This is a genomic window from Providencia sp. CIM-Carb-044, from assembly GCF_033901115.1.
GTDB lineage: Bacteria > Pseudomonadota > Gammaproteobacteria > Enterobacterales > Enterobacteriaceae > Providencia > Providencia hangzhouensis.
The window spans coordinates 473,462-499,802 of record NZ_JAXADV010000001.1; the positions used below are offsets into that span (position 1 = coordinate 473,462).

Here is a 26,341-nt window from a genome sequence, read left to right on the forward strand (position 1 = left end):
AGGATCACATTATGGCACAAGTTATCAATACTAACATTCTGTCTCTGACTACTCAGAACAACTTAAACCGTTCACAAGGCGTATTAGGTTCTGCAATTGAGCGTTTATCTTCTGGCTCACGTATCAACAGTGCAAAAGACGATGCTGCAGGCCAAGCGATTGCTAACCGTTTCACTTCGAACGTGAAAGGTTTAACTCAAGCTTCTCGTAATGCTAACGATGGTATCTCTATTGCACAAACCACTGAAGGTGCATTGAACGAAATCAATGATAACTTACAGCGTATTCGTGAACTGACTGTTCAAGCTAAAAACGGGACTAACTCTAACTCTGACTTAACTTCAATTCAAAATGAAGTGACAGAGCGTTTAGCTGAAATCGATCGTATCTCTAAAGAAACCCAGTTTAACGGCGTTAAAGTGCTTAGCGGCGAAAAAACAGATATGAGTATCCAAGTAGGTACGAATGATAACGAAGTTATCAAATTTAAATTAGATAAAGTTGATACAACTGAATTAGAAGTTACAAGTGATAAACTGTTTACTGAAACCACAACTAAGAAAGGAGTAACCGCGGCAGGCTCAGCAAATATCGATGCAAAAGATGTTGGTGTTGCTGGTGGTACTACTTATAAAACTGGTTTGACAGTGAAAGAATACACTGAAGATGGTAAAGCAGTACCTGGTAAATATGTTGCAACAGAGGGTGGCAAAAGCTATTTAGTAACTGATGCAGATTTTGAGGCTGATGGTACAACTGCAACTCAAGTAAACCTAAAAACTGGTGTAGCAGTTACTGCTCGTGAATTTACAGCAAGTGCTGGTAAAGATGTAAAATCTTTAGATGTTAAAGATGATGCTTTAGCAACGTTAGACAACGCAATCAATAAAGTTGATGAAAGCCGTTCTAGATTAGGTGCGATTCAAAACCGTTTCCAATCTACTATCAACAACCTGAACAACTCTGTTAACAACCTGAGCGCAGCACGTAGCCGTATTCAAGATGCTGACTTCGCAACAGAAGTTTCTAACATGAGCCGTGGTCAAATTCTGCAACAAGCAGGTACTGCTGTGTTAGCACAAGCTAACCAAGTTCCACAAGGTGTTCTGAGCCTGTTACGTTAATTCGTAATTGGTGAGTTATAAAGGCCAGCAATGCTGGCCTTTTCTTTATCGAACGGTCGTCATATTTCAAGTTGTAGATGTGTTGGCTTCACAAGGTCACCCGAATCACGTACCTATGTACGCTCATCGGGATAATCGCCTTCGTCGCCTACCTGTGTACAAACTATTTAGGGCTCGCTTTAGCGTTTTTTAGGTAAATTCTGTATGGTTTTAGTGCTGGCTTTTGCACAGCTGTAAATTAATATATTTGATAGCAGAATAAAAATAATAATCACCAGAGGGTAGTTAACCAGAAAACCAGACTCATAAACATAGGGTAGGGCAATTCCGCCAAAGATATCCCCTGTCAAAAATGCGGTTTGTATTAAAGCAAAAATATGTTCGGCATTCCCCTTGCGGGCAATCTCCATCTCAACCAAATTAATTAATAGTGAGTAAACGGTTCTAAACATATACATGGTAATAACCGAGATGGCGAAAATAATCGGGGAACTAAATTTTATTGACCAAAACATACCATAGAGCATCAGCATGCATAAACCAGAAAAAACGAGTAATGAGATAGGTTTATCTTTGTCAGAAAAAATAAACATAAAAAGGTTCTTGAGTACTAGCCCGGTGATCACACCTAATGATAGCACTAGGCCAACATTTGTATCTGAAAAGTGCATGTTTTTTAAATACACCGGAATAATGGGTAAGATCAGTGCCCAACTGGCGCCACTGATAATAAATGCAATGAATAAAATTAAATCTGCTTTACTGAGAAAAGGGAAAAATGAAGTGGTTTTTTGGGGGGGATTCTTAGCTAATGGTGTTTTATTCAGTGGTATTTTTAATGACGGGATGGCAATTATGGCGATTAGTACCATACCTCCACTAATTAACAAAGCCGAACGATAGGGGGGGTGATCAATAATCGATAAAATTGTGACTAGCCCCCCAGCAATAAAAGCCCCAAGGCTTTGTGCTACTGTGCTTAAATTATCAGTGTGCAACAGGACTTTATTTTGTTCCTGTTTATCAATATTAAAAATCAGTGATTTTAGCGCAATAGCGATAATACTTGCACCCATCCCTGCCATCAAACCTGAAGTCACGGCGATAGCCATCCCTGTGGGATAGGCTCTAAGAACAAGGCCACACCCATACAGTAAAAAGCCCACAATTAAACCAGTCTTAGTACCAAATCGGAATAGCCCTTTGGCATAAAGTAGTGAGCACGCCCCCGCAACCGCCATCATTATGTATGAAATTGAAAATAACTTCAATTGCGCTTGCTGTTCCCAATAGATGGGTTGTAATGTTTTGGATATCCACATCGGGAAAAGAAAAAAAATAAAAGAAATATATTTTGTATATCATTTTTCTTCTTAATTATTTAAGTTTAAATTAAAAGATAATAACTTCAAAATATCTATATGTTATTTTACTTTTTAATTAAACTAATATGCTATTACATTAGTGAATGTAAAAATACATTATATAAGTTAAATCTGTCAAATAATAGGTTGTTTACCTTGTTAGTCCGAATTAACTTAATGTTTAATTAATATTAATTGTATTTAATAATGATATTATTTATATATAATCCATTAATCTGATTATTTTCTTTGTCATTATTTCCCATATCTAGTGCTATGTTTACTTTGGTTCTCATGCTTATTGTTAAGCTAGCTTGCTGCTTACCGATAACTTTACTTGCTTTAAGAAGGCTAATTTAGTCAATAACAAAGTCTAAAGCCCAAATCTGCAATTTAATGACAAAATCACATCTCAATAAAACAACCACTCCCTCTTGTATTACCAGTAAAATTCCCTAAAAATTTTGTTAAAACAATCGTTAACATTGCAATCATTCAAATTTTACCTATTTAGGATAAGGCAAATAAAGCCACATTTAGTGCCTTACTCTACGGATTGAATTCAAAACCAACACAGATAATGAATAACTTTTATAGAGCTTGAAGGGTGATTCAGGTTGTGAGTGATTTGTATACTGCCGAAGGTGTGATTAATAAAAATAGCCTATGGGAGCGTTATTACCCTCTAATACGCCATGAAGCCCTAAAACTGCAAGTCAGACTACCCGCCAGTGTTGATATCGACGACTTAATTCAAGCGGGGGGCATTGGTTTATTGCATGCATTGGAACGTTTCGATGTGACTCAAGGGGCATCGTTCGCTACCTATGCGGTGCAGCGTATTCGTGGCTCAATGCTAGATGAATTGCGTAGTCGTGACTGGGTGCCGCGTAGTGTGCGCCGCCAAGCACGAGAAATGACCAAAGCCATTGGTGCGCTGGAACAATCTTTAGGGCGAAGTGCGACTGAGCCGGAAATCGCCAAAGCGCTGGATATTGACCTTGCTGAGTATCGCCAAGCGCTACTAGACACCAATAATAGCCAACTGTTTTCCTATGATGAGTGGCATGAAATTCACGGGGAAAGCTGTGAGCCACAAATGGATGAAGATGACGGCGGTAACCCGTTGAGCTTGTTGCTGGACTCCAGCTTGCGTGACCAAATTGCGGCGGCGATTGAGCAGCTGCCTGAGCGCGAGAAAATGGTGCTGACGCTGTATTACCAAGAAGAGCTGAATTTGAAGGAGATTGGCGCGGTGCTGGAGGTGGGGGAGTCAAGGGTGAGTCAGCTGCATAGTCAGGCTATTAAGCGCCTCCGCGGCCGCCTCAGATAGATGCTCGTCATACTTCGCACCACAGCGTTGTTGGCTTCACTAGTTCACCCTAGTCACATATTTGTGTATGCTCCTAGGGCTAAACTAGCTTGCCGCCTAGCTGTAGCACGAATTATTTAGAGCATACGCATAGGGGTATTTTAAAGCTCATTCAAATTTGTTTTTTCTACTATATTTCTACGCTTTTAACGATGTTACTTTCTATTATTCATCCAGCTCTGCCGATCTAACCAAAAAATTCTCTGCCGTGGTGTGCCATGCTCTTGGGGATTGGGTGAACCCCAGTTTTAAATATTCGGTGAGGTTGCTGTCGGTGGAGAAAAATAAAATCTGGCAGTCGGCGGGGAGTTCTTCAGCGACGAGGCGCATTAATTGGCGGTCGATACCGTGTTTTTGATAATGCATATCAACGGCCAGTTCGCAGATATAACAGCAAGAACTAAAATCCGTCACCGTGCGGACAAAACCGACCACCTGTTCCTCATCCCATGCACTAACCAATAAATCCGCGTTATTCAGCATTGCATCTAATTGAGTGAGATTATCGGTTGGCACCATTTCTTTAAATGGTGATTGGCGAATTAATCGAATAAAATCCTCAATAGATATGGCAAAATTGACTTTATAGTTCAGGCGATTGGCAAGAGCATCCATAGAGTTCCCCTATTAATCAAACGGCACTCTTATAGGTTTAGCCTGAAATAGCGTAAATTTCCTGTTTTTTGTGGAATTTTATCATGGCCTAGCTATTCCAATTACTGCGTAAATGTCCTAAGTTAAATTCAAGGTCGTTGTGATGTTTAACCCAATTGGGTAAATACCATAAGAATTCTATTCAACAGATAAGTGAACGAGATATGACTATAGAACTAAAGGATTATTACAGCATCATGGGTGTTAAGCGCACCGATGATTTAAAAACCATTAAGACCGCGTATCGCCGTTTAGCGCGAAAATATCACCCCGATGTCAGTAAAGAGCCAAATGCAGAAGCGCGATTTAAAGAAATTGCAGAGGCGTGGGCGGTACTCAGCGACAAAGAAAAACGCGCGGAATACGATGAAATGTGGGAGCACAGAAATGATCCCTATTTTAACCAAGCCAACCAAGGTCAACAAAGCCACACATATTCTCAGCAAGGGTTTGATGCGGGTGGTTTTGATGACATTTTTTCATCGATGTTTTCCCAACGTACACGTGGTGGCACAAGGCAAGCACGCAGTCACCGCGGGCAGGACTTAGAAGTTGAACTGGCTGTTTTCCTTGAAGAAACCCAAGAACCACATAAACGTACCATTAGCTATAACTTACCCGTCTATAACGCTTTTGGTTTTATCGAAAATGAAGTTCCCAAAACACTTAATGTGACTATCCCGGCAGGGGTGATTGATGGGCAACGTATTCGCTTAAAAGGGCAAGGCACAGCGGGGGAAAATGGCGGTGAAAATGGCGATCTATGGATAACCATCCGCATTGCACCACATCCATTATTTGATATCAAAGGCCATGATTTAGAAGTGGTCGTGCCGCTTGCGCCATGGGAGGCAGCCCTCGGAACTAAAGTCACCATTCCAACATTAAAAGACCCGATTGTGATCACCGTTCCTGCTAATAGCCAAGCTGGCCAAAAATTACGCCTTAAAGGCAAAGGGCTGAAACATAAAGGCACAGCTGGGGATCTGTATGCGATTATAAAAATCGTGATGCCGAATAGCAGTAATGCAGAGTCGGATGCACTATGGCAGAAGTTGGCTGAGAGCCATACGCACTTTGACCCGCGTAAAAATTGGGGAGGAAAATAATGGAACAGTTAACCACATTAACCGTTATTGATTTTTGCGTTCATACCGGTATTGCTGAAGATGAATTACAGGAAATTGTCGGCCTTGGGATAATTCAACCTATTGAAACTACTAATGAATGGTTGTTTGACGACCAAGCGGTAGTCATTGTGAGAAGAGCCGTGCGTCTTTATCATGAATTAGAAATTGACTGGCCGGGCATCGCAATGGCGATGAGCCTAATGGATCAAAATGAAATACTCCGACGCGAAAATGAGATGTTGCGTTTACAGTTAAAACGTTTTATTGGTTAGTTAGCCAATAATTTAATTATTCACCACCACAAGCCTTAATAAGTAAATTAGGTTTGTGGTGGTTATAGTTGCTATTTGTTTTTTAAACTAATCATGTTTTTAATTTTTATAAGACATATAATAAATTTGATGCTTGTTGGATATATATGTCACTGTTATTTTTTTTCATGTTGGAACACATAGGGATATATACATGAAAAATACTATTATCATTTTCATGAAAATAATTGGCTTGGTATTCACATTTTAATAAATGTGCTTATTCTTTTTTGACATCACTATCAATTTTCAGGGATATCCATGCTCAAGAGAAAAATCAAAGATTGATATCAGAATTAAATCAAAGAAAAGAATTATAAAACCTGCCGTTAAAAAATAAGGAAGAAATGAAAATAGTATTAGAAAAATGGAATCAAACTCATCATATGTTTTAGTTAATGAAGTTAGAACACAAGGAATTCTAGCACTCCTTTGTATTACCCATCGAAATTAAAGGTAAATAATTGGTCATTACATTGGAATATTCAAGCTAACCCATAATCTGTGTAGGAGAAGTTTATGGTTGAACATAAAATACCACGTTTGAAGCGTTTTATTATCTACTATCTGATGTGTTTATTTATATTATTTCCGATTAATCCATCTTGGGGTAGTAATGTTTTAATTTTAGGGAGTGACTCTTCAGTTTATCAAAAAAACAGCACCACTATTGTTAATATAGCTACTCCAAATGAAAATGGTATTTCGCATAATAAATACCAACAATTTAATATCCTTGAAAAAGGTATTATATTAAATAATTCAAAGAATACAGTAAAAACTCAACTCGCAGGGGACATAAATGGAAACAATAAGTTAAGAGGAATTAATGCAGAACTGATTATTAATGAAGTTGTAGGTGATAGTCAGTCCCAGTTACTTGGAAAATTGGAAGTGGCGGGAAAATCTGCGAATGTGATTATAGCAAACCCAAATGGAATAACGTGCAATGGATGTAGCTTTATCAATGTTCCCGCGCTCACCCTAACAACAGGAAAACCATTTCTTGGTAGCGACGGTCAATTATCTGCTATTGAAGTAAAAAAAGGGACGATCACCATTGGCAATAAAGGAATGAATGCCGAAACCCCAAATTATACGGATATTATTAGCCAAGCAATGGTTCTTAATGGACAAATTAAAGGGAAAAATGTCTCATTGATGCATGGGAATAATCGTATTGATTTCCAAAAAGGAACTGTAACATCAATTAATGGCGAAATACAAAGCCCTATTATTGCTATTGATACAAAAGCACTTGGAGGCATGTATGCTGGCCAAATAAAATTAACGAGTACAGCATCAGGTATAGGAGTCAATTTAAATAACATTTACACCACTCAAGGGAGCTTAATACTAACTGCTGATGGGAAAATTACAACAAATGGTAATATTCAATCAAAAAATGAAATTAATGTTAGTGGTAAAGAACTCTATATTAAGAAAAATGCAAAATTAAATGCGGAAAATGATATTACCCTTGCGACAAATTCTTTAATCAATGAAGGCGAGATTATAGCAGGTAAGGACATGCGTATTTTTTCTAATACAATTAAAAATACGGGTGAAAAAGCACTTGTTCAAGCGAAAGAAAATTTGTGGATACAGAAAAATGCAATTGGAGATTTAAGTCAATCTATCGTAAACAAGTCCGCAACGATTAAAACAGAAAAGGGAGACTTGGTTGTTAGAGCGAAAGAGGTTGCAAATAACCGAAGCTTAGAGGGACTATATTTTACCGCTCAAGGTAGTGATGATAAAAAATCTGTTTTTTCCAATGATGCAATGGGTAAGGAATTTAAAAATCCCATTATTTTAAACCCGATAAAAGAAGGAATAACAGATGATGGAGTTCTTTATTTTCTGACACATAATTATGATGTGCCCGCCTATGATTTTAGAGACTGGCAAAATAGTTATTTTGTCAATTCTGGGATTAGTGACCCAAAAAGAAACTTGGAGTTTTTAAATAGATTGCTTGGTGGTACAGTTCCCATTTCTTCCCTACCTGTTATTAATCTAGGAAATTATAAATATGCCTATAAAACCATTGGTAAAACAGGTGATATCTTGGCTGGTAAGAACTTATATATATCCGCTAATGAATTATTAAACTATGGTAGTAATATAAAATCAAAAGAAAATATGATATTGACAGGGAGGAGCTTCATAAATAGTAGTTTATTAGTTCAAAACGAACATGAGCGTTATTATAGGTTTACACCAAATGCCATGCGGAATGAATTAACATTCACAGATAGCCCTGCCATTAGCAATCAATTTATAGATTATAGTATTACTGGGTATAGACTACCTGATGAGACTTTTGCATTACGCCAAATAGACTACCCTATTTATGCTCCTGCCAGTATTTTCGCAGGTAATAATTTTATGAGTGATTTCTTAGAGGATGTGGATTTTAGATATACATCCAATGATAGAATATCACTAGGTAATGGCTTTGTTAAAGGCATTATTAATAAACCTGATTATGGCAACTCAAAAGCAAGTAAGCTATATCCATCTAATCGCTATTCTCACCTTGATTATTATGATGATAAACCTTTCATCGTTCTACCAAAAGATAAAGAAATCATTCAGGATGTACCTAATATTGTTACTGCTAAAAATGTTTTTATCAAGGGGGGAAATGTTAAAATTAATCATGGGTTAAAATCCGAACAGGATGTATACATATTTTCTAATACAAATATTGATTTAGAAAATGCAGAAATAGATACAAAGCATGATTTTATTCTTTCAGCTGATAAAAATATAGAAGTAAGGAAAAATAGTCAAGTAAATGCAAATAATGCGTTTATAAAATCTTTACAAGGCAGTGTGTTGATTTCAAATGACACGCCTGAAAGATATTACAATAAAAATGGGAAAGCATATGAAGGAAATATTTCAGTTAAAAATGATATCTTAGTGCAAGCAAAAGGAAATGTAATTTTCCTCGATTCAGTGATAAAACCTCTAAATAATTTCTCTGTAAATGCAGGTGAAAATATATTGTTTTTGGAAAACGATATAAATACCCCTAAGATACGAGTTAAAGAGTTATGGGATAGTGAAAAATATAAAACTAATTTTAATAACTTTCTTAACAATAGAGGGAAAATACAAACAAATAAAGACTTATTGCTTCAAGCGGGTGGTAATTTATTTTCATCAGGTTATGGTTTTTATTCTAATAATAACATTAATTTTATAAATGGCTCTGAGCTTTCAATTAGACCTCGATTCTCGTCTGGTGAATATGATGCTGTTCTTACGGACACACTAGATGCATATTTTTTACCAGAAAAAGCGAATGAATTAACGCGAGTATTATCTCATTCACAAATACAGAAACTAATTGCTCCCATTTCCGCTAAAAAAGATCTCACTATGATGAGTGGTGAAGATATGGGGATTATTTCAGCTAACCTTTCGAGTGGGGGAAACATCACACTATCAGCGGGCAAACAACTTACTCTTGATTCTACATCATATTCCTTGACTGACTTTCCAACTAGGAATTTTTATGAAAGGAAAAATTTAGTCACTTCAATAGAGAGTGGTAAAGATATTGTTTTAAGTTCTGCTGGAGATTTTGTTAGTCGAGGCGCTAAGTTAGAAGCAGGTAAAAATATCACAATTACAAGTGATAACAATATCAAGTTTGAAGCATTAACAGAGGAAAGTCGAAAAAATAATACAGATAAAAGGGAACAACGTAGATCAGAAATTCATAGCGGGAAAAATATCACTTTATTGTCAAATGGTAGTACATTATTTCAAGCAACAAAACTTGCAGCGAAAGGCTTTATTGATATTGCAGCTAAGGGGGGGATCCTTTACGCACAATCTATGATTGAAACGACTAAGTGGGAGGAAGAGCGCAAATATTGCAATCGTTTTTTAGGTATAAAATCATGCTTCTGGGGTTCGACCCATGAAATAAAAAACTTTCAATCTGCTACGAATAAAGTCTCTGAATTTGTCGCAAATAAAGATATCAACTTATTTGCCAAAGACGATATCACATTAGAAGCTACAAAACTCAACACCAGACAAAATGCAAAGATAACTAGCCAGACTGGTAAGGTGAATTTTAAAGCAGTTAAAAATAGTAAGTTTGAGCAAGTCATTTCTAATTCAACTGGCTTTTATATTACTCACTGGGATAAGGGATATAAAGAGGACTCATGGGTATTACCCTCATTACATATTGGTGGTGCATTGACTGTTGGTGCCGCGAATGGTGTGAGTGCAGATGTTAAAGCTAAAAATGCTCAAAATTTAGAAAGTGTCCTTAATGAATTAGGGAAAAGGGATGAAACTAAATGGCTAGCCAGTTTAAAAGATCGTAAAGATATCCAATGGGATATTGTTAAAGATGCTTATGAGCAATGGGATTATGAAAGTCAGCATTTAAACCCTGTAGTGTCAGCATTGATTATGATTTCAGTTGCAGCAATGACTCACGGAACGGCAACCGAGTTTGCAGCTTGGGCATCATCCGGATCTAGTGGTGTGACAGGAGGTGCAATATCCGGAGCGGCTTATAGTGGCGTGATGGCTTTATCAGCTCAAACAGCTAATGCATTGGTTGAAAATAAAGGAGATTTAACAAAAACATTTAATGCATTAGGCCGGAGCGAAACGGTTAAATCGATTATTACCCAGATGGCTGTTTCCGGCGCACTCAGTGGTTTAGATGTTCATATGGAGTGGGGAGCAGGAACTGGGGCTGAAGCGAAGCTACCTTTATTGAGTGATGGTGATTGGAGTAATGTGGCACAACGTGTTGCGGCACAATCTGTTGTTAGTTCAAGCATTAATACATCAATTCAAGGTGGCAGTTTTACTCAAAATTTAAAAAATGCATTTTTAGGTAATGTCGCTAATCAACTGAATGCAGAGGGTGCTAGGCTAATTGGCGATAATGGGCAAATTTTAGGTCAATCAGGGAAAATACTCAGTCACGCTGCTGTGAGCGGGCTTGCTGCTGAGCTTTCAGGTAACAATACAAAAGGTGCTGTTGTTGGTGCTCTCGCTGCGGAATTTGCAGCGATTGCTCTAGATGATAATTTAATTCAGGCGCATGAATGGAAAAAGAAAGCAGAACAAAAAGCTCAAATGGCGAAAGCTTTTGGCGGATTTGCAGGTGCGATATTTACTGGCGAACCCGGAGGGGTTTATAGCGCAGCAAATAGTGCTGAGAATACTTTTCGTTATAACTATTTATCTCACAAGCAACGTGAGTTAATGGAAAAAGAGCTAGCTGCTGAGCCTAATCTTTTTAAGCGTGCTGGGATCCATATCAAATGGGGATTAGCCAGTAGTCATCAGGATGGTATTTTTGCTGCCGGTTTCGTTGCGGGAGTTCCTGCAGAGTTATGGGATACATTAAAAGATGTTGTAAATGGAACAATAAATTATGAAGAAACATGGGATGGGATACGTGCTTTATTAACAAGTGAAACAATGTTCAGTGATATAGCTGAGGGTGAAAAACAAGATATTCTAAATCGAATTAATAAAATTGAAATCGAATATCAGAAAGCTGGAGCTGATGGTGCGTTTAATGCGGGTTTAGAAACTGGTCAACTATTTACTAAGGTAGCAGGATATATTGTTACTGTTAAAAGTGCTGCTAGCATATCAGCGAATTCAGGCCGATATGTTGATGCGCTATTGAATGGTAAAAAATCTTGGCCTATTATAGATATCAAAGAAATATATAGAATTGAGCCGGACGGTAGAAAAACCTATATGGCTTTTGGAGAAGGCGTTTACAAGCAAGGCTATCCATTTGAAGATTATATTGGTAAATCTAGAAAACTAGCGGATAGTGAAAGGTTACCTGCGGGGACGGAAACATTTGACTATTTTACAAAAAATAAAGAAGCGATAAGTGTAAAAACATTAGATACGGGAGCTAAAACATATCAAAACCCAGTTAAGATCAGTTCAAAAATAAACGGATATATAAATGATGTGGTTAATTTCAAAGGAATAAACAGCATTAAATTTAAGCTTGAAAAGTCAAGTGTAAAAAATAAAACGATAGAGTTAGCTATACCGTGTAAAACTACTCCAGCACAATGGATTGAAATTAATAAATCAATAATTTACGCTAATGATAAAAACATAAAACTTAATATAACGGTTGTTAAGTAAGGAACAATATATGCTTGATTATGATTCTGGGGATAATGTATCAATCCGAGTTAACGAACGATTTTATTTTATATTTGTTCTTTCGGGATATCATTTTTTTGTTAGAGATAATGAGACGCCCGTTTATTGTTTGGAAAAAGATACTGCTGAAGAAAAGTTAGGTGAAATGTTAAAGTTAGCATTAAGTCAGTGTCGAATTATAGATCCGTATGAAAATTCTGATTTTTTTGATAGGAAGAGGATTGATGAAGACTATAAAGAGTGGGTTGGTGATGTGTTAATTAAATGTAAGTTTAAAAGTATAAAATCACTTTTTTTAAATATGATGTCATGCAGTATTAAACGAATTAATGGTAACATTATATTGCAACCTAGTTTGCATAAAAAACTAAAAGATTGGACGAGAGATGGATATAGTGATGATGATGATATTATTTTACCGGATACAGTAACAAACGCAGAATTAGGTAAAGCCATAAAGGAAGTACTTTCTCGTTGCCGAAGTGTGGTCAAGTAAAATGTCTAGGCTGTAGTGAAGGCGTTTACAAGCAAGGCTATCCATTTGAAGATTATATTGGTGTACATAGAAATTTTAAGAAAGCAGAAAGAATGCCATATGGGTTTGAAACTTTCGATTATTTTTCAAAGGGAGAAGTTGTAAGTGTGAAAACCTTAAATACCAGTGCAAAGACACACCAAAAGCAGAATGAAATAAATCGAGTACTTAACAGTTACATTAATAAAGTAAATGATTTTAAAGGTGCTAGTAAGTCCGGCGTTGAATTGAAAAGCTCAGATATAAAAACTAAAACAATAGAGCTAGGAGTTCCAGATAAAACAACAGCATCACAATGGCTGGAAATCAATCAGTCAATAATATATGCAGCAGAAAAGAATATAAGTCTTAGAGTAATAATTGTAAAGCAAGGAGGATAGATGAGTAATTCTTCTACTAAAGAGTCTTGGGTAAGCATTTACTTTAATGAGGAGTATTATTTTATACATACCATTTCGCGTTATAATCTCCGTGTTTTGGACTATAAAATGCCTATTTATCATCTTTCGAAAGAGGTTGATACGCGGGAGTTAGGCAAAACAATATTTTTAGCGCTGGATAATAGTAGAATAATTGATATAAATACGCCCGAGGATATTTTTAGTCGTGATGGTGTATCTTTGGCCTATCAAAAATGGATTGATGATGGGAAAAAAATATGCAAGTCGAAAAACCGTAAAAGTTTTTTATTAAAAATGATGTTATGCCACATTTGTCGAGAGGGTGATCATATAATAATTACGCCAACACTCCATAAAAAACTAGAAACATGGACGGGGGATGGATTTACTGAGGATGACTATATTGTTTTGCCGGATAGTGTTTCTGATGAAGAACTCGGTGAAGCCATAAAGGAAGCTATATCTCGTTGCCGAAGTGTTATTTGAAATTTATATTATTAGATAGTTAATAAGATTTTTAATGGGGGATATAAGTAGTATTAATAAAATAAGCTTTATTGGTTTTCTTCTGCGAAAATAAAATTTATGCAGTTTCATTCAACTCTTATTTATTTGTAAATTATTTAAGTAAATCTATAATCTAAATTATTAGTAAATTGTATTATATTCTTTGACTAATTTGATAAAGCTAATAATTAAACAATATTTTAATGAACACGAACAACAAAAAAGCCCTTACCATCCAGTAAGGGCACAATAACAACAACGAGATTTTTATTGTTAATTAAAGGGTTGCGGCTTCGGCAATGAGTTTGCCGAGCTCTTGCCAGTTTTCACTGTCAATTAATTCATTCGGTACCATCCATGAACCGCCGCACACTAATACAGACGGTAATGCGGTGTATTCTTTTATATTTTTCACACCGATACCGCCAGTTGGCATAAATTTAACCGGGTAAACGGCGCTGAGTGCTTTGAGCATGGCAACCCCGCCAGAGGCTTCGGCTGGGAAGAATTTCAATGTGGTGAGATTAAATTCAAGGGCTTGCTCCACTAAGCTTGGGTTATTCACCCCAGGAATAATAATCACGTTCTTTTGTTGGCAATAAGCCACAATTTTTGGGTTAAAACCCGGGCTGACGATAAAATCTACACCCGCTTCAATGGCTTGGTCAACTTGCTCTGTGGTTAATACCGTGCCTGCGGCAATCAATAATTCAGGGTAAGCAGCACGCATATTTTTAATCGCTTGTACCGCGGCAGGGGTGCGGAAGGTGACCTCTGCACATGGCAGGCCATTTTCCACTAAAGCTTTTGCTAATGGCGCACCATGCTCTGCATTATTAATGGTGATAACAGGAACAACATTGAGTTTCTTAATTCTTTCAAGTAATTGATTCATGGTTAAAGCCTCTTAACATGTTTCTAAAGCAGTGGTTGGCATAGCTTCGGATGGAATAATCGCTCCCCGGTGTTGGATGACGGTTCCAGCCAGTAAATGACCTGTTTTTGCCGCTTCGCATGGGTTGCCACCTAAAATACGGCAAGCAAGGTAGCCGGCACTGAAAGAATCCCCTGCTGCAGTGGTATCAACCACGTGGTTGATTTTATTCGCAGGGACTTCAATACGTTCGTTATCGATAATCACAAAGCAGGCATCAGCACCGCGCTTGATCACTATTTCGTTCACACCATATTGATGGGTACGTGTAATTGCATCAGTTTCATCAATATCACCGTAAAGCAGTTGTTCGTCATCAAAGGTCAGAAAAGCGATATCGGTTAAACTTAAAATTTGCTGATAAGCCTGTTGTGCCGCTTGTTTGGAAGACCAAAGTGCGGGGCGATAGTTATTATCAAACACAATTTGGGCACCATGCTGTTTAGCTTGCTGTAACATTTCAAATAACAACTGGCGTGAAGCGCTAGGTAAAATGGCTAGGCTGATGCCACTTAAATAGATAAATTGTTGCGAATTTAGGATTTGCTGTGTGTGGGCTTTGCTGTTGTGGTCAAGACAAACGGCATCAATCCAAAATTTTGCGGCGGCATTATCGCGCCAATAGAAAAAACGGCGTTCGCCATCAGCTGAGGTTTCAATTAGGTACATACCCGGTAGGTGTTTATCAGAAATAAATACCTCATCGGTATTGATGCCTTCTTGCTGCCAGCTTGCTAGCATTTGCTGGCTGAATGGATCCTGACCTAAACCGGTGATGTAACGGGTTGTCACACCGTGATCTTTAGTTAAACGAGACAGGTATAGCGCGGTATTGAGTGTATCCCCACCAAATGTTTGTCTATAAAGTTCACCCGATTTTTGCAACTCAACCATGCATTCGCCAATAACGGCAACTTGCGGATGTGTATTCATTTTCACCACCTGCGCGATTACGACTTAGTAAACTATTGCTACTTAATGATGCTATTAAAACCCATTTTAAATAGAACTTCAATAAAAATGAAACGCTGTTTTAAAAATATCGAATCGCCGTTCTTGTTTTTATCATGATAGCCACTTATGCTATTAGTTAGGGTGTAATGTCGATATCAATTTATAGGATTATAGGATGATGGAAAAATAATGGATAAAACGACTCAAACGGATGCTGTTTCAGCAGTGGTTAAGGTATTTAGCATTCTTAGCGCCCTTGGTGAGCAAAAAGAGATTGGTGTGTCTGAGCTTTCACAGCGTTTATTGATGTCAAAAGCCACGACATTTCGTTTTCTGCAAACGATGAAACAGTTAGGATATGTGGATCAAGAAGGTGAAGCAGATAAGTATTCACTGACCTTAAAACTCTTCGAATTAGGGGCAAAATCCCTCGAGTATGTTGACCTGATAGAAATTGCAGATAAAGAAATGCGCCGTATTGGCCAATTAACCCATGAAGCGGTGCATTTGGGTGCATTAGATGAAGATGCCATTATTTATATCCATAAAATCGACTCGAGTTATAATTTACGCATGTATTCACGGGTTGGGCGTCGTAACCCATTGTATTGCACCGCAATCGGTAAGATTTTACTCGCTTGGCAAGATGAAGAATCCATTCGTTTGGCATTGAAAGATGAAACTTTTAGTCAAAAAACGGCAACAACAATTTTAACGATAGAAGACCTACTGGCGGAATTAGCCACCGTTCGTGAATGCCATTATGCACAAGACAGAGAAGAGCAAGAGTTAGGACTGCGCTGTATTGCTGTGCCAGTGTATGACCGCTTAGGTCATGTGGTTGCAGGGCTATCGATTTCGTTCCCAACGATTCGTTTTGATGAGCAGCGTATTGATGACTATGTCCAATTACTGAAAACGGCGGGGCGTAATATTTCAGAGAAAATGGGCTATCACCAATATCCATCATAGGGTTGATATAATAAGACTAAGCCAATTTCAATGATGTATCAATCAATTGATTTAATAACCTATGTAAATTATTTATTTGAATATTAAGGATTTTATAAATTTCACTTATTATTATTCAACACCATGTGTTTCTGCTGACATATAATATTTACTTATGGATACAGCAGGAAATTGATATGTCTAAAAAGGTTATTATTGCTATTTTTCTTTGTTTTACTTCTTATGGCTTTGCCAGCGACTTTACATTTAAAGAAAAGTCACCCGCTGATCGCGAGTTTAATCAAGACTACCAAGGAATTAAAAAATTACAGACACAACAAAAGTTTGTCTTTGATCCCAAAAAGAAACTTCCACAAGAAGAACAAAGTTATCAAGCTTTGTTAGAGCAGCGAAATGCAGATGAAAATGCGTTTTCAAAACATTTTAATGTGTGTGATGTTAACCCGACGGGAGCAGGGTGCCCTAATTCAATGGCTTGGATGAATGATCGCCAGCAAATGAAAAAAATGTTAGAGCAAGCGGGCCGCCCTTATTGATAAGTTGTTCATTTGTTGACTCTAAGGGAGCATCGCCCCCTTAGAGGTCAAATTATACAGATTCAGGGAATGTTAAGGTTGCACCGGGAGCTTCACGGCTTAAATGAATGAAATTCATATGTTTTTCATATTGGTCTAGAATATCGCTAATCACTTGTTCTTTGGTGTAATCCATTAAATCATTCCCTTGTGAGCCTTCCCATAAGAAGGTTTCTAAGCGGTAATAATGGGATTTCCCTGAACGTGCGCGATAGGTAAAACCGGGAACGGAATAGCGCTGTGGCCACACTTGGTAAATAAAGCTTTGTTCTTCACCAAGGTCAACAGTTAGCTCTAAATGGTCTAAGCGCTCATCAGCAATGGGTGGCAAGGTGTTAAATTCCACTTTCGCTCCCCTTAAACTGAGCTCTTTTGCCACTTCTTGCATAGCAGGAATGCACACCAAATCAAGCATCCGCTGGGTATAAGTCGTTCCCGGGAAATTCATCACTCGTCCCAAACGCTGTTTCCAATTGAGTGTTCCATTGCCATACAGCGGTGCTGGCGCATTGGTATTTAGCGAACTAACGCGTCTAAAGTCCTCAACTTTTAATGATTTATATAGCCCAGCCATAATAAAGAAGATCACAAAACTAAATGGTAAGCCCATGATCACCGTTGTATTTTGTAAAGCAGCGACGCCATCTGTCATTAACATCCCTAAGGTGAGTAAACCAATTGCGACAGACCAAAAAATTCGCAACCAATTAGGAGCATCGTTGTTAATATCACTGAGTTTTGAGGTGAAATTACCTAATACTAATGAGCCGGAGTCAGCAGAGGTGACATAGAACAACAGCCCAGTAATGGTTGCAACAGAAGCGGTTAGGCCAAAGCCAGGGTAAAGCTCAAGTAGTGAATAGAAGCCTTTTTCGGGGGCGTCGAGGACGGTTTTGGCAAGTTCGCTATTGCCGTGAATGATTTCATACAATGCACTATTACCAAAAATAGATAACCACAATAGTGTGAAAACAAACGGAATAATTAAAGTACCGATCACAAATTGTCTAATGGTCCGACCACGAGAAATACGAGCGAGGAATAACCCAACAAATGGCGACCATGCTACCCACCACGCCCAGAAAAACAGCGTCCAGCTATTCATCCAATCCGTTGGGCGGTCAAAGGCAAAGCTATTGAGGGTCATACCCATAAAGCGGTTGATATAATCCCCCACATTCAGTACTAAGGCATTGAGTAAGAACTCGGTATCGCCGACAAATAAGATAAATAAAATCAAGCCAAATGCCAAAAGCACATTGAGCTCGGATAACACCCGAATACCTTTATTTACCCCAGATGTGGCAGAAATCACGGCCATAATCACTGATAGCAGAATTAACCCACTTTGCACGGGGAGCCCTTGAGGTAAGTCGAATAATACTTTGAGGCCATAATTCAGCTGAACAACCCCGATCCCAAGAGTTGTTGCAATACCGAAAATCGTCCCTAGTACTGCCGCAATATCTACTGTATGGCCAATTGGGCCGTCAATCCGTTTACCAAAAATAGGATAGAGTGCGGAGCGAATGGTTAGCGGTAAGTTATAACGATAACTGAAGTAACCCAGTGCAATCCCCATTAAGGCATACATAGACCAGCCCGTTAGGCCATAGTGGAACAGTGTCCACACCATCGCCTGACGAGCTGCTTCTAAGGTTTCGCCTTCGCCCGTTGGCGGCAGCATATATTGGGTGACCGGCTCAGCGACGGAGAAAAACATTAAATCGATACCAATTCCTGCCGCGAATAGCATCGCAGACCAGCTGAGCACGCTAAATTCAGGTTTAGATTGTTCAGGGCCGAGTTTGATATTACCAAAGCGTGAGGTAGCAACGAAAATGACAAAAACAATATAAAGCGTTGCTGCTAGCAGGTAATACCAACCAAAGGTTTTAGATACCCACCCAAGCGCGGCAACGATCCACTGATTTGCTGTTTCAGTCATCAAGATGGTGAAAAAAGAAAACGCCAGGATAAGACCGGCGGAAGTAAAAAAAACCACAGAATTCAATTTATCCTTCTGCTTATTTTTTGGGCTATTTTGAGTTGTCATTGGACATTCCACATTTTTATTTATTTAACAGGTTAAAATTACTTTCTAAGCTAATCTATTGATTTATTAGCCAAGATTTGGTTTTTGTTATCTTCTCTCTTATATTGATTGTGAATGAATTGTTGTAAACAATAGTTAATATTGATTGAACATTCAATCAAAAAAACGTTTAATAAAAGGGATCAATGTATTTTTTAGGTTCAAATACCATGCCGAAGATAGGAATGCAGTCGATACGTAAACAACAGTTAATTCAAGCCACATTGGCTGTGATTAATGAAGTTGGAATGCAGGAAGCCAGTTTTGTGTTAATTGCCCGTAAAGCCGGGGTTTCTACAGGGATCATCAGCCATTATTTTCGTGATAAAAATGGCTTGCTTGAAGCCACTATGCGCCATATTCAATACCAGTTGGGTTTTGCGGTGGCAATGCGTTTACGCATGTTAACAGGGGCGGAGGCAAAACTACGAATTCAGGCGATTGTTGAAGGCAACTTCGATCCAACGCAAACCAGTGAGGCCGCGATGAAAACGTGGCTAGCCTTTTGGGCTAGCAGTATGCATCAACCGAATTTAAACCGCTTACAACAGGTTAATGACCGGCGTTTGTATTCAAACTTAAGCTATGAGTTTGGGCGGGTATTAAACAAGGCAGATGCGCGGATGGCAGCAAAGGGGCTGGCTGCTTTAATTGATGGCCTATGGCTACGTAGTGCTTTGAGTAATGAACAATTTCCTGTTAAGGATGCACTCAAAATCACTAACGAATACATCGATATGCAACTACAACGTGCTGAGGTTTTAGGAACCTAATAACCAATTCAGAGGAGATAATATGCAACATCCACCGATACATAAGCTTTATATTCATGGTGGTTATGTCGACAGTTCACAACCTGAATGCGGGCGATTTCCTGCAATCAACCCTGCCAATGGGGAAACTATCGCGGATCTGCAATCTGCGACCCTTGAAGATATCCAATGGGCGGTAGAAAGCGCCAAACAAGGCCAGAAAGTCTGGGCGGCTATGACTGCGATGGAACGCTCACGTATTTTACGCCGTGCAGTGGATATTTTACGGGAACGTAACGACGAATTGGCTTACCTCGAAACCCTTGATACGGGCAAACCGCTTTCTGAAACTCGTTATGTGGATATCGTTACAGGGGCGGATGTTCTTGAATACTATGCAGGTTTAATTCCGATGCTGGAGGGGCAGCAAATCCCTTTGCGTGATAGCTCGTTTGCTTATACTCGTCGTGAACCTCTGGGAGTCGTGGCAGGCATTGGGGCATGGAATTATCCTATCCAAATTGCGTTATGGAAATCAGCTCCTGCACTAGCAGCAGGTAATGCCATGGTGTTCAAACCCAGTGAAGTCACTTCGTTAACAGCGTTAAAGTTGGCTGAAATATACACTGAAGCGGGCGTGCCAGCAGGGGTATTTAACGTAGTGACAGGCCAAGGCGGTGAAGTGGGGCAATGGTTAACGGAGCACCCTGATATTGCCAAAGTTTCATTCACAGGGGGGATCGCAACCGGTAAAAAAGTGATGGCGAATGCATCAGCTTCTTCTTTAAAAGAGGTGACGATGGAGCTAGGCGGTAAATCGCCTCTAATTATTTTTGATGATGCAGACTTAGATAAAGCTGCGGATATTGCCATGATGGCGAATTTTTATAGTTCAGGCCAAGTGTGTACCAATGGAACACGGGTTTTTGTGCCTGAATCGCTTAAATCACAGTTTGAGGATAAGATCACTGAACGTGTGGCTCGCATTAAAATAGGTTCACCCGTTGACGAAAACACCAACTTTGGGCCATTAGTCAGTTTTGCTCATATGGAAAACGTGTTGCGTTATATTGCGTTAGGCAAACAGCAAGGTGCGAAATTATTGTGCGGAGGTGAACGCTTGATGGATGGCGATTTTGCACAGGGGGCTTATGTTGCACCAACGGTATTTACTGATTGCCACGATGAAATGCAAATCACGCAGGAAGAAATTTTTGGCCCTGTTATGAGTATTTTGAGTTATCAATCGGAAGACGAAGTGATTGCTCGTGCGAACAATAGTGTGTATGGGTTAGCTGCAGGGTTAGTGACAAAAGATTTAACACGTGCACACCGTGTTATTCATCAATTAGAGGCTGGGATTTGTTGGATTAATACATGGGGTGAATCACCAGCACAAATGCCTGTGGGCGGATATAAGCATTCCGGCGTTGGCCGCGAAAATGGCGTTATGACACTGCAAAATTATACACAAGTGAAATCCATTCAAGTGGAACTGGGGGAATTTGCATCCGTTTTTTAATCACATCATTTTAATTTGACTGAAACAGAGGAGATAACAATGGTCTATGACTATATTATTATCGGTGCTGGTTCAGCCGGTAACGTTCTTGCTACCCGCCTGACAGAAGATCCTGATGTTACTGTGCTGCTCCTTGAAGCAGGAGGACCGGATTACCGGTTCGACTTTCGCACACAAATGCCAGCGGCATTAGCGTACCCATTACAAGGGCGACGTTATAATTGGGCTTATGAAACTGACCCTGAACCGCATATGAACCACCGCCGTATGGAGTGTGGTCGTGGAAAGGGGCTTGGTGGCTCATCATTAATTAATGGGATGTGTTACATCCGAGGGAATGCTCTAGACTTTGATGGTTGGGCGGAAGCGCCTGGGTTAGAAGACTGGCGTTACCTTGATTGTTTACCTTATTTTAGAAAAGCGGAAACACGTGATATTGGCCCAAATGATTATCACGGCGGATATGGCCCCGTCAGTGTGACAACACCGAAAAATGGCAATAATGTGCTATTTCATGCGATGGTGGAAGCAGGCGTACAAGCAGGGTACCCGCAAACAGATGATTTAAATGGGGTTCAACAAGAGGGTTTTGGCCCAATGGACCGTACAGTTACACCGCAAGGGCGACGAGCAAGTACAGCAAGAGGGTATTTAGACCAAGCGAAAAAGCGTAATAACCTGACTATTCTTACCCATGCCACGACAGATACCATTGAGTTTGAAGGGAAAAAAGCGGTTGGTGTTAAATATTATCAAGGTAATAGCACTACACCTACGGTAGTGAAGGCGAGTAAAGAGGTGCTTTTATGTGCAGGTGCGATCGCCTCACCGCAAATTTTGCAGCGTTCTGGAGTTGGGCCTGAGGATGTTTTGGCTGAGTTCAATATTCCAGCTGTGCACGTTTTACCTGGTGTTGGGCAAAACTTGCAAGATCACCTTGAAATGTATTTGCAATATGAATGCAAACAACCAGTTTCATTATATCCAGCCTTAAAATGGATAAACCAACCTAAAATAGGTGCTGAGTGGCTATTTAAAGGGACTGGAGTTGGCGCAAGTAATCAATTTGAAGCAGGTGGGTTTATCCGCACTAGCGAAAAATTCGCATGGCCAAATATTCAATTCCACTTTTTGCCTGTGGCGATTAACTATAATGGTAGTAATGCAGTCAATCAGCATGGTTTTCAAGCCCATGTAGGCTCAATGCGATCGCCTAGTCGAGGGCGTGTTCGCTTGAAATCCCTAGACCCAAAGCAACATCCAAGTATTTTGTTTAATTACATGTCATCGGAGCAAGATTGGGAAGAGTTTCGTGCCGCCATTCGTATTACTCGTGAAATTATGGCTCAGCCAGCACTTGACCCATATCGTGGGGATGAAATAAGCCCTGGCAAACAGATTAGCACTGATGAAGAGCTAGATGCATTTGTGCGCGAGAGAGCAGAAACCGCTTTTCATCCGTGTGGAACCTGTAAAATGGGTTACGATGATATGGCAGTCGTGGATGGTGCAGGGCGAGTTCACGGTATTGAAAATCTACGGGTTATCGATGCATCGATTATGCCGTTGATCATTACAGGGAATTTAAATGCAACGACCATCATGATTGCAGAGAAAATTGCCGATAAAATTCGAAACCGTCCTTCGTTACCCACAAGCAATGCAGATTATTATGTAGCAGGTGATAGGCAAGTGAGAAACCCGCCATTACGAGACTAGCTTATTCAGGCTATTTTTTATACACAAAGCGATTGATATTAATATCAGTCGCTTTTTTTAAGGAGAATGCCGATAATAATAATAGCTGTCTAACCATGTAATGCCAAAGGGGCGAATAAATCGGACTTTTAGCAGGTTGAAGGAATATACGCTAGTCAATTTTAGACAAAAAAAACCTCCAAATATTAAGGAGGGAAAATAAATATAAAGCGAGCTTATTTATATAGCACTAATTTACGGTAAACCATAGCCGACCAGTTGAATTAATTTATACAAAAATGATATTAGCTCACAATTTATAACGCTATAGTTATTAAATTCAGATTAATACCTATTATTTGACAGAGTTAATCAGCCATTGCAGATAATTGTCTTCAACTTGGCTTGGGTCTAAGCGAATGAGTTCTGGGGTTTCATATGGGTGTATTTCTTTTATTGCATTAAATAGATTAAGTTGGTTTCCTTGGGTCGTTTTGATCAAGAGTAAAACCTCCTTATCTTGCGTGATATTACCATGCCATAGATAAACAGATGTTATTTCAGGCAGTAGGGAAACACATGCTGCTAAGCGATTAGCGAGTAAGTGTTGGGTAATTTTAATTGCACTTTCATGGCTATTGGTTGTACATAATACAATACATGGTTGTTGAGAGTTTGTGATGTAAATGTTATCAGTGGGCATTTCGTTTCCTTATTAGTCATATTTTGATAAGTTTGATTACTCACATTTAGATTAGAGATAAAAATGGTATTGAGAACAGAGCATAATCACTATAAGTGTTTTTTTAAATTATCAGATAAGATAATAACTAATGTTAATTAAGCAGAGGTATTAATTTAATAGTAATATGCGTGTTTTTTAATCAATATTGTCATTGTTATAATTTTTTATATATTCAATATAATTTTGAATATTTCTTGGTTTTATTTTATTAATTCGATTCAGCAATCATAAATTGAGGATGAACTATAAAAAAAATTGAAATTTTAGTATATTACTAACCAAATTTGATTATGTGACAAATGTGATTGTGTGCTGTTAACCTAGTAACAGAGCAAATAATAATCCCAGTTTTATTCTTACTCTTATTAATGTAAGTGTAGGCTTATCTTTTTGTGCAAGAAATATGGAACGATTGATATCTGAAATAATATATTACACATCGTTACAAACTGGCTTAAAATTTATCATAAAAGAATTCACGTACTGATAAATATCAAGGTTTTTGAGCTATATATTGTTAATCTAAAGATAAAATTAGAATATATAACTGAAATTACTCTGTATTTCCATCTTTATACGTGTATGGATAACCTTATGAATAAACTAACACCTTTAAAACCTGTACCAACTCTAATCGCAGTTGCAATAACATTAATTATTTGGTTCTTAATTCCTGTTCCCGAAGGTGTTAATCCAAATGCGTGGCATCTTTTAGCATTATTTGTAGGTACTATCGCTGCTATTATTGGTAAAGCTTTACCAATAGGAGGTGTATCTATTGTCGCTATTTCATTAGTTGCAGTAACCGGAGTCACTAACCCTGAATCAACTAAAGGGGCAATTGCGGATGCTTTAAGTGGCTTTTCTAATGATCTAATTTGGCTAATTGGTATTTCTATCATGGTTTCCATGAGCCTTAATAAAACAGGCTTGGGGGCAAGGATAGGTTATTATGTCATTTCTTTATTCGGTAAAAAAACATTGGGTATTGCTTATTCATTGGCAATAGCAGAAACAATATTGGCTCCTGTGACACCAAGTAACACGGCTCGAGGTGGGGGAATTATTCACCCAATTATGCGTTCGATCTCGGATAGTTTTGGGTCAAAGGCTGAAGATGGAACCGCAGGTAAGATAGGGCGTTATTTATCGCTCGTTAACTACAATATTAACCCAATCACTTCTGCAATGTTTATTACGGCGACAGCGCCAAACCCATTAATTGTCAGTTTGATTATTAGTGAAACAAGCCAAGAAAATGAATTAACTTGGGGTATGTGGGCGATTGCGGCGTTTGTTCCTGCCATCGTGTCATTAATATTAATGCCTTTGGTGATCTATTTGATGTATAAGCCGGAAATTACTTCAACACCGGATGCGCCAAATTTTGCCAAAGAACGTTTACAACAATTAGGCCCAGTTTCATTACCTGAAAAAATAACTCTCGGTGTTTTTGGGTTGTTACTTTTGTTGTGGGCTGGTGTACCTGCCATGATTTTTGGGCCTGCATATAGTGTTAATGCAACCACCGCGGCGTTTATTGGGCTGAGTGTTCTATTAGCGACAGGGGTTATTAATTGGGATGACGTTCTGAAAAACAAAGGGGCTTGGGATACTGTCGTTTGGTTCTCTGCCTTAGTCATGATGGCGAGTTTTTTAGGTAAGCTCGGTCTCATAAAGTGGATGTCATTAACCGTCGGTGCAACTATTGATGGATTAGGCATTAGCTGGGTATGGGGAATGCTAATTCTTGTTTTAATTTATGTGTATTCTCACTATTTCTTTGCGAGTACAACTGCGCATATTACGGCGATGTATGCAGCATTTTTCTCGGCAGGTTTAGCCCTTGGTGCTCCACCAATGTTATTAGCTCTAACATTAGCATTCTCATCATCACTAATGATGTCATTGACACACTATGGTACGGGTACTGCACCTATTATTTTTGGTTCGGGTTATGCAACCCTTGCGGAATGGTGGAAAACAGGTTTTGTGATGAGTGTGGTTAACTTAGCCATTTGGTTCTTTATTGGTAGCGTTTGGTGGAAATTCTTAGGTTACTGGTAATTAGTTGAATTAGCTATTTTAGCTATATCAAAGAAAGTTAATAGAAATCGGGCGATAGGCTCGATTTCTTCTTTTTAAAAGCTCATCCTACAAATAAGTGGCTATTGTGATAACAAGACCACTAATGATAGAAATTAGCATCACTTTTCCCCAACTGAAGACTGACGATGATTTTAAAGCGTGCTGCCATAACAAACTTATTTCATCGGCATGTGCATATTTTCTCTTATTGATCGCAGTCTTAATTTTTTTGATTTTATCATTATCTATCAGTAATGTTTTTTGAATAACCATGATATAACCTTTCATCAAGTTGTGCATTGTTTGTCTGCCCTTGATTATCTCAGGCTATGTAAGAAGATAAATTGATGAGATTCTATGCAAACTTCCCCATTTATCGCGTTTAAAATCAGACTTAGTCTAGTTAATAAGAAAAA

The 26,341-nt window shown here is 38.6% G+C and carries 21 protein-coding genes; 14 read left to right on the plus strand and 7 right to left on the minus strand.

Annotation, left to right across the window (positions count from 1 at the left end; genetic code table 11):
• The first annotated feature begins 11 nt into the window (after window positions 1–11).
• Window positions 12–1,124: a FliC/FljB family flagellin gene (locus SJ312_RS02145; protein ID WP_004255557.1), complete on the plus strand. Its 1,113-nt coding sequence runs from the start codon at window positions 12–14 to the stop codon at window positions 1,122–1,124.
• 179 nt (window positions 1,125–1,303) lie between these two features.
• Here SJ312_RS02145 and SJ312_RS02150 read toward each other — a convergent pair whose 3' ends face one another.
• The gene (locus SJ312_RS02150; protein ID WP_319866837.1) at window positions 1,304–2,446 is read right to left on the minus strand and encodes an MFS transporter; all 1,143 of its coding nucleotides are present in this window, start codon (window positions 2,444–2,446) and stop codon (window positions 1,304–1,306) included.
• Between the two features lie 661 nt (window positions 2,447–3,107).
• Between SJ312_RS02150 and SJ312_RS02155 the strand changes: the two genes are divergently transcribed.
• Window positions 3,108–3,821, plus strand: a complete 714-nt coding sequence (locus SJ312_RS02155) for an RNA polymerase sigma factor FliA (RefSeq protein ID WP_080544464.1) — start codon at window positions 3,108–3,110, stop codon at window positions 3,819–3,821.
• Between the two features lie 204 nt (window positions 3,822–4,025).
• Here the strand turns inward: SJ312_RS02155 and SJ312_RS02160 are convergent, their stop codons facing one another.
• Complete coding sequence (locus SJ312_RS02160; protein ID WP_004255552.1) at window positions 4,026–4,475, minus strand: GNAT family N-acetyltransferase; 450 nt, start codon at window positions 4,473–4,475, stop codon at window positions 4,026–4,028.
• 209 nt (window positions 4,476–4,684) lie between these two features.
• Between SJ312_RS02160 and cbpA the strand changes: the two genes are divergently transcribed.
• The 6 genes from cbpA (at window position 4,685) to SJ312_RS02190 (ending at window position 13,569) form a co-directional block, all read left to right on the plus strand.
• Entirely contained in the window at window positions 4,685–5,623 is a 939-nt protein-coding gene (gene cbpA, locus SJ312_RS02165; RefSeq protein WP_110591563.1) for a curved DNA-binding protein, read from the plus strand.
• The gene (locus tag SJ312_RS02170) at window positions 5,623–5,916 is read left to right on the plus strand and encodes a chaperone modulator CbpM (RefSeq protein WP_004255543.1); all 294 of its coding nucleotides are present in this window, start codon (window positions 5,623–5,625) and stop codon (window positions 5,914–5,916) included. Before cbpA ends, SJ312_RS02170 begins: the two co-directional genes overlap by 1 nt.
• A gap of 558 nt (window positions 5,917–6,474) precedes the next feature.
• Window positions 6,475–12,126, plus strand: coding sequence for a DUF637 domain-containing protein (locus SJ312_RS02175; RefSeq protein WP_319866841.1), 5,652 nt, complete (start codon window positions 6,475–6,477; stop codon window positions 12,124–12,126).
• A gap of 10 nt (window positions 12,127–12,136) precedes the next feature.
• The gene (locus tag SJ312_RS02180; protein WP_096865237.1) at window positions 12,137–12,643 is read left to right on the plus strand and encodes a contact-dependent growth inhibition system immunity protein; all 507 of its coding nucleotides are present in this window, start codon (window positions 12,137–12,139) and stop codon (window positions 12,641–12,643) included.
• Window positions 12,622–13,062: a hypothetical protein gene (locus tag SJ312_RS02185; protein WP_272661475.1), complete on the plus strand. Its 441-nt coding sequence runs from the start codon at window positions 12,622–12,624 to the stop codon at window positions 13,060–13,062. Before SJ312_RS02180 ends, SJ312_RS02185 begins: the two co-directional genes overlap by 22 nt.
• Window positions 13,063–13,569, plus strand: a complete 507-nt coding sequence (locus SJ312_RS02190) for a contact-dependent growth inhibition system immunity protein (RefSeq protein WP_125890846.1) — start codon at window positions 13,063–13,065, stop codon at window positions 13,567–13,569.
• Between the two features lie 298 nt (window positions 13,570–13,867).
• On the opposite strand, the gene SJ312_RS02195 is transcribed toward SJ312_RS02190, so the two are convergent.
• Both SJ312_RS02195 and SJ312_RS02200 read right to left on the minus strand, forming a co-directional pair.
• Window positions 13,868–14,485: a bifunctional 4-hydroxy-2-oxoglutarate aldolase/2-dehydro-3-deoxy-phosphogluconate aldolase gene (locus tag SJ312_RS02195; RefSeq protein ID WP_004255526.1), complete on the minus strand. Its 618-nt coding sequence runs from the start codon at window positions 14,483–14,485 to the stop codon at window positions 13,868–13,870.
• A 12-nt stretch (window positions 14,486–14,497) separates the two neighbouring features.
• Window positions 14,498–15,457 (minus strand): sugar kinase, encoded by a 960-nt coding sequence (locus SJ312_RS02200; RefSeq protein ID WP_319866845.1) that lies wholly within the window; start codon window positions 15,455–15,457, stop codon window positions 14,498–14,500.
• 210 nt (window positions 15,458–15,667) lie between these two features.
• Between SJ312_RS02200 and kdgR the strand changes: the two genes are divergently transcribed.
• Together kdgR and SJ312_RS02210 are read left to right on the plus strand one after the other, a co-directional pair.
• Window positions 15,668–16,450: a DNA-binding transcriptional regulator KdgR gene (kdgR, locus tag SJ312_RS02205; protein WP_004255519.1), complete on the plus strand. Its 783-nt coding sequence runs from the start codon at window positions 15,668–15,670 to the stop codon at window positions 16,448–16,450.
• A 176-nt stretch (window positions 16,451–16,626) separates the two neighbouring features.
• Window positions 16,627–16,986, plus strand: coding sequence for a hypothetical protein (locus tag SJ312_RS02210; protein WP_096865097.1), 360 nt, complete (start codon window positions 16,627–16,629; stop codon window positions 16,984–16,986).
• A gap of 52 nt (window positions 16,987–17,038) precedes the next feature.
• Here the strand turns inward: SJ312_RS02210 and SJ312_RS02215 are convergent, their stop codons facing one another.
• The gene (locus SJ312_RS02215; protein WP_004255510.1) at window positions 17,039–19,081 is read right to left on the minus strand and encodes a choline transporter; all 2,043 of its coding nucleotides are present in this window, start codon (window positions 19,079–19,081) and stop codon (window positions 17,039–17,041) included.
• A gap of 209 nt (window positions 19,082–19,290) precedes the next feature.
• On the opposite strand from SJ312_RS02215, the gene betI reads away from it, so the two are divergent.
• The 3 genes from betI to betA are packed head-to-tail and all read left to right on the plus strand — an operon-like array spanning window position 19,291 to window position 23,113.
• Window positions 19,291–19,893 carry a transcriptional regulator BetI gene (gene betI, locus SJ312_RS02220; protein ID WP_094961277.1) on the plus strand — a complete coding sequence of 201 codons (603 nt, stop codon included), beginning with the start codon at window positions 19,291–19,293 and terminating at the stop codon, window positions 19,891–19,893.
• A 22-nt stretch (window positions 19,894–19,915) separates the two neighbouring features.
• Window positions 19,916–21,394, plus strand: a complete 1,479-nt coding sequence (gene betB / locus SJ312_RS02225; protein WP_110591567.1) for a betaine-aldehyde dehydrogenase — start codon at window positions 19,916–19,918, stop codon at window positions 21,392–21,394.
• A 39-nt stretch (window positions 21,395–21,433) separates the two neighbouring features.
• The gene (betA, locus tag SJ312_RS02230; protein ID WP_319866849.1) at window positions 21,434–23,113 is read left to right on the plus strand and encodes a choline dehydrogenase; all 1,680 of its coding nucleotides are present in this window, start codon (window positions 21,434–21,436) and stop codon (window positions 23,111–23,113) included.
• A 334-nt stretch (window positions 23,114–23,447) separates the two neighbouring features.
• Here betA and cutA read toward each other — a convergent pair whose 3' ends face one another.
• Window positions 23,448–23,795: a divalent-cation tolerance protein CutA gene (gene cutA, locus SJ312_RS02235; RefSeq protein ID WP_094961204.1), complete on the minus strand. Its 348-nt coding sequence runs from the start codon at window positions 23,793–23,795 to the stop codon at window positions 23,448–23,450.
• A 636-nt stretch (window positions 23,796–24,431) separates the two neighbouring features.
• On the opposite strand from cutA, the gene SJ312_RS02240 reads away from it, so the two are divergent.
• The gene (locus tag SJ312_RS02240; protein ID WP_036957836.1) at window positions 24,432–25,904 is read left to right on the plus strand and encodes an anion permease; all 1,473 of its coding nucleotides are present in this window, start codon (window positions 24,432–24,434) and stop codon (window positions 25,902–25,904) included.
• A gap of 87 nt (window positions 25,905–25,991) precedes the next feature.
• Here SJ312_RS02240 and SJ312_RS02245 read toward each other — a convergent pair whose 3' ends face one another.
• Window positions 25,992–26,198 carry a 3-oxoacyl-ACP synthase gene (locus SJ312_RS02245; protein WP_226617192.1) on the minus strand — a complete coding sequence of 69 codons (207 nt, stop codon included), beginning with the start codon at window positions 26,196–26,198 and terminating at the stop codon, window positions 25,992–25,994.
• Window positions 26,199–26,341 lie beyond the last annotated feature (143 nt).

Excerpts from the sequence above, each read along its gene's own strand:
- SJ312_RS02190 (WP_125890846.1), top strand. The coding sequence starts at position 13,063 with ATGAGTAATTCTTCTACTAAAGAGTCTTGGGTAAGCATTTACTTTAAT.
- SJ312_RS02240 (WP_036957836.1), top strand. The coding sequence starts at position 24,432 with ATGAATAAACTAACACCTTTAAAACCTGTACCAACTCTAATCGCAGTT.
- SJ312_RS02150 (WP_319866837.1), bottom strand. The coding sequence starts at position 2,446 with ATGTGGATATCCAAAACATTACAACCCATCTATTGGGAACAGCAAGCG.
- SJ312_RS02160 (WP_004255552.1), bottom strand. The coding sequence starts at position 4,475 with ATGGATGCTCTTGCCAATCGCCTGAACTATAAAGTCAATTTTGCCATA.
- SJ312_RS02195 (WP_004255526.1), bottom strand. The coding sequence starts at position 14,485 with ATGAATCAATTACTTGAAAGAATTAAGAAACTCAATGTTGTTCCTGTT.
- SJ312_RS02175 (WP_319866841.1), top strand. The coding sequence starts at position 6,475 with ATGGTTGAACATAAAATACCACGTTTGAAGCGTTTTATTATCTACTAT.
- cutA (WP_094961204.1), bottom strand. The coding sequence starts at position 23,795 with ATGCCCACTGATAACATTTACATCACAAACTCTCAACAACCATGTATT.
- SJ312_RS02210 (WP_096865097.1), top strand. The coding sequence starts at position 16,627 with ATGTCTAAAAAGGTTATTATTGCTATTTTTCTTTGTTTTACTTCTTAT.
- betI (WP_094961277.1), top strand. The coding sequence starts at position 19,291 with ATGCCGAAGATAGGAATGCAGTCGATACGTAAACAACAGTTAATTCAA.
- SJ312_RS02180 (WP_096865237.1), top strand. The coding sequence starts at position 12,137 with ATGCTTGATTATGATTCTGGGGATAATGTATCAATCCGAGTTAACGAA.
- kdgR (WP_004255519.1), top strand. The coding sequence starts at position 15,668 with ATGGATAAAACGACTCAAACGGATGCTGTTTCAGCAGTGGTTAAGGTA.
- SJ312_RS02170 (WP_004255543.1), top strand. The coding sequence starts at position 5,623 with ATGGAACAGTTAACCACATTAACCGTTATTGATTTTTGCGTTCATACC.
- SJ312_RS02215 (WP_004255510.1), bottom strand. The coding sequence starts at position 19,081 with ATGACAACTCAAAATAGCCCAAAAAATAAGCAGAAGGATAAATTGAAT.
- SJ312_RS02145 (WP_004255557.1), top strand. The coding sequence starts at position 12 with ATGGCACAAGTTATCAATACTAACATTCTGTCTCTGACTACTCAGAAC.
- betA (WP_319866849.1), top strand. The coding sequence starts at position 21,434 with ATGGTCTATGACTATATTATTATCGGTGCTGGTTCAGCCGGTAACGTT.
- SJ312_RS02245 (WP_226617192.1), bottom strand. The coding sequence starts at position 26,198 with ATGGTTATTCAAAAAACATTACTGATAGATAATGATAAAATCAAAAAA.
- SJ312_RS02200 (WP_319866845.1), bottom strand. The coding sequence starts at position 15,457 with ATGAATACACATCCGCAAGTTGCCGTTATTGGCGAATGCATGGTTGAG.
- betB (WP_110591567.1), top strand. The coding sequence starts at position 19,916 with ATGCAACATCCACCGATACATAAGCTTTATATTCATGGTGGTTATGTC.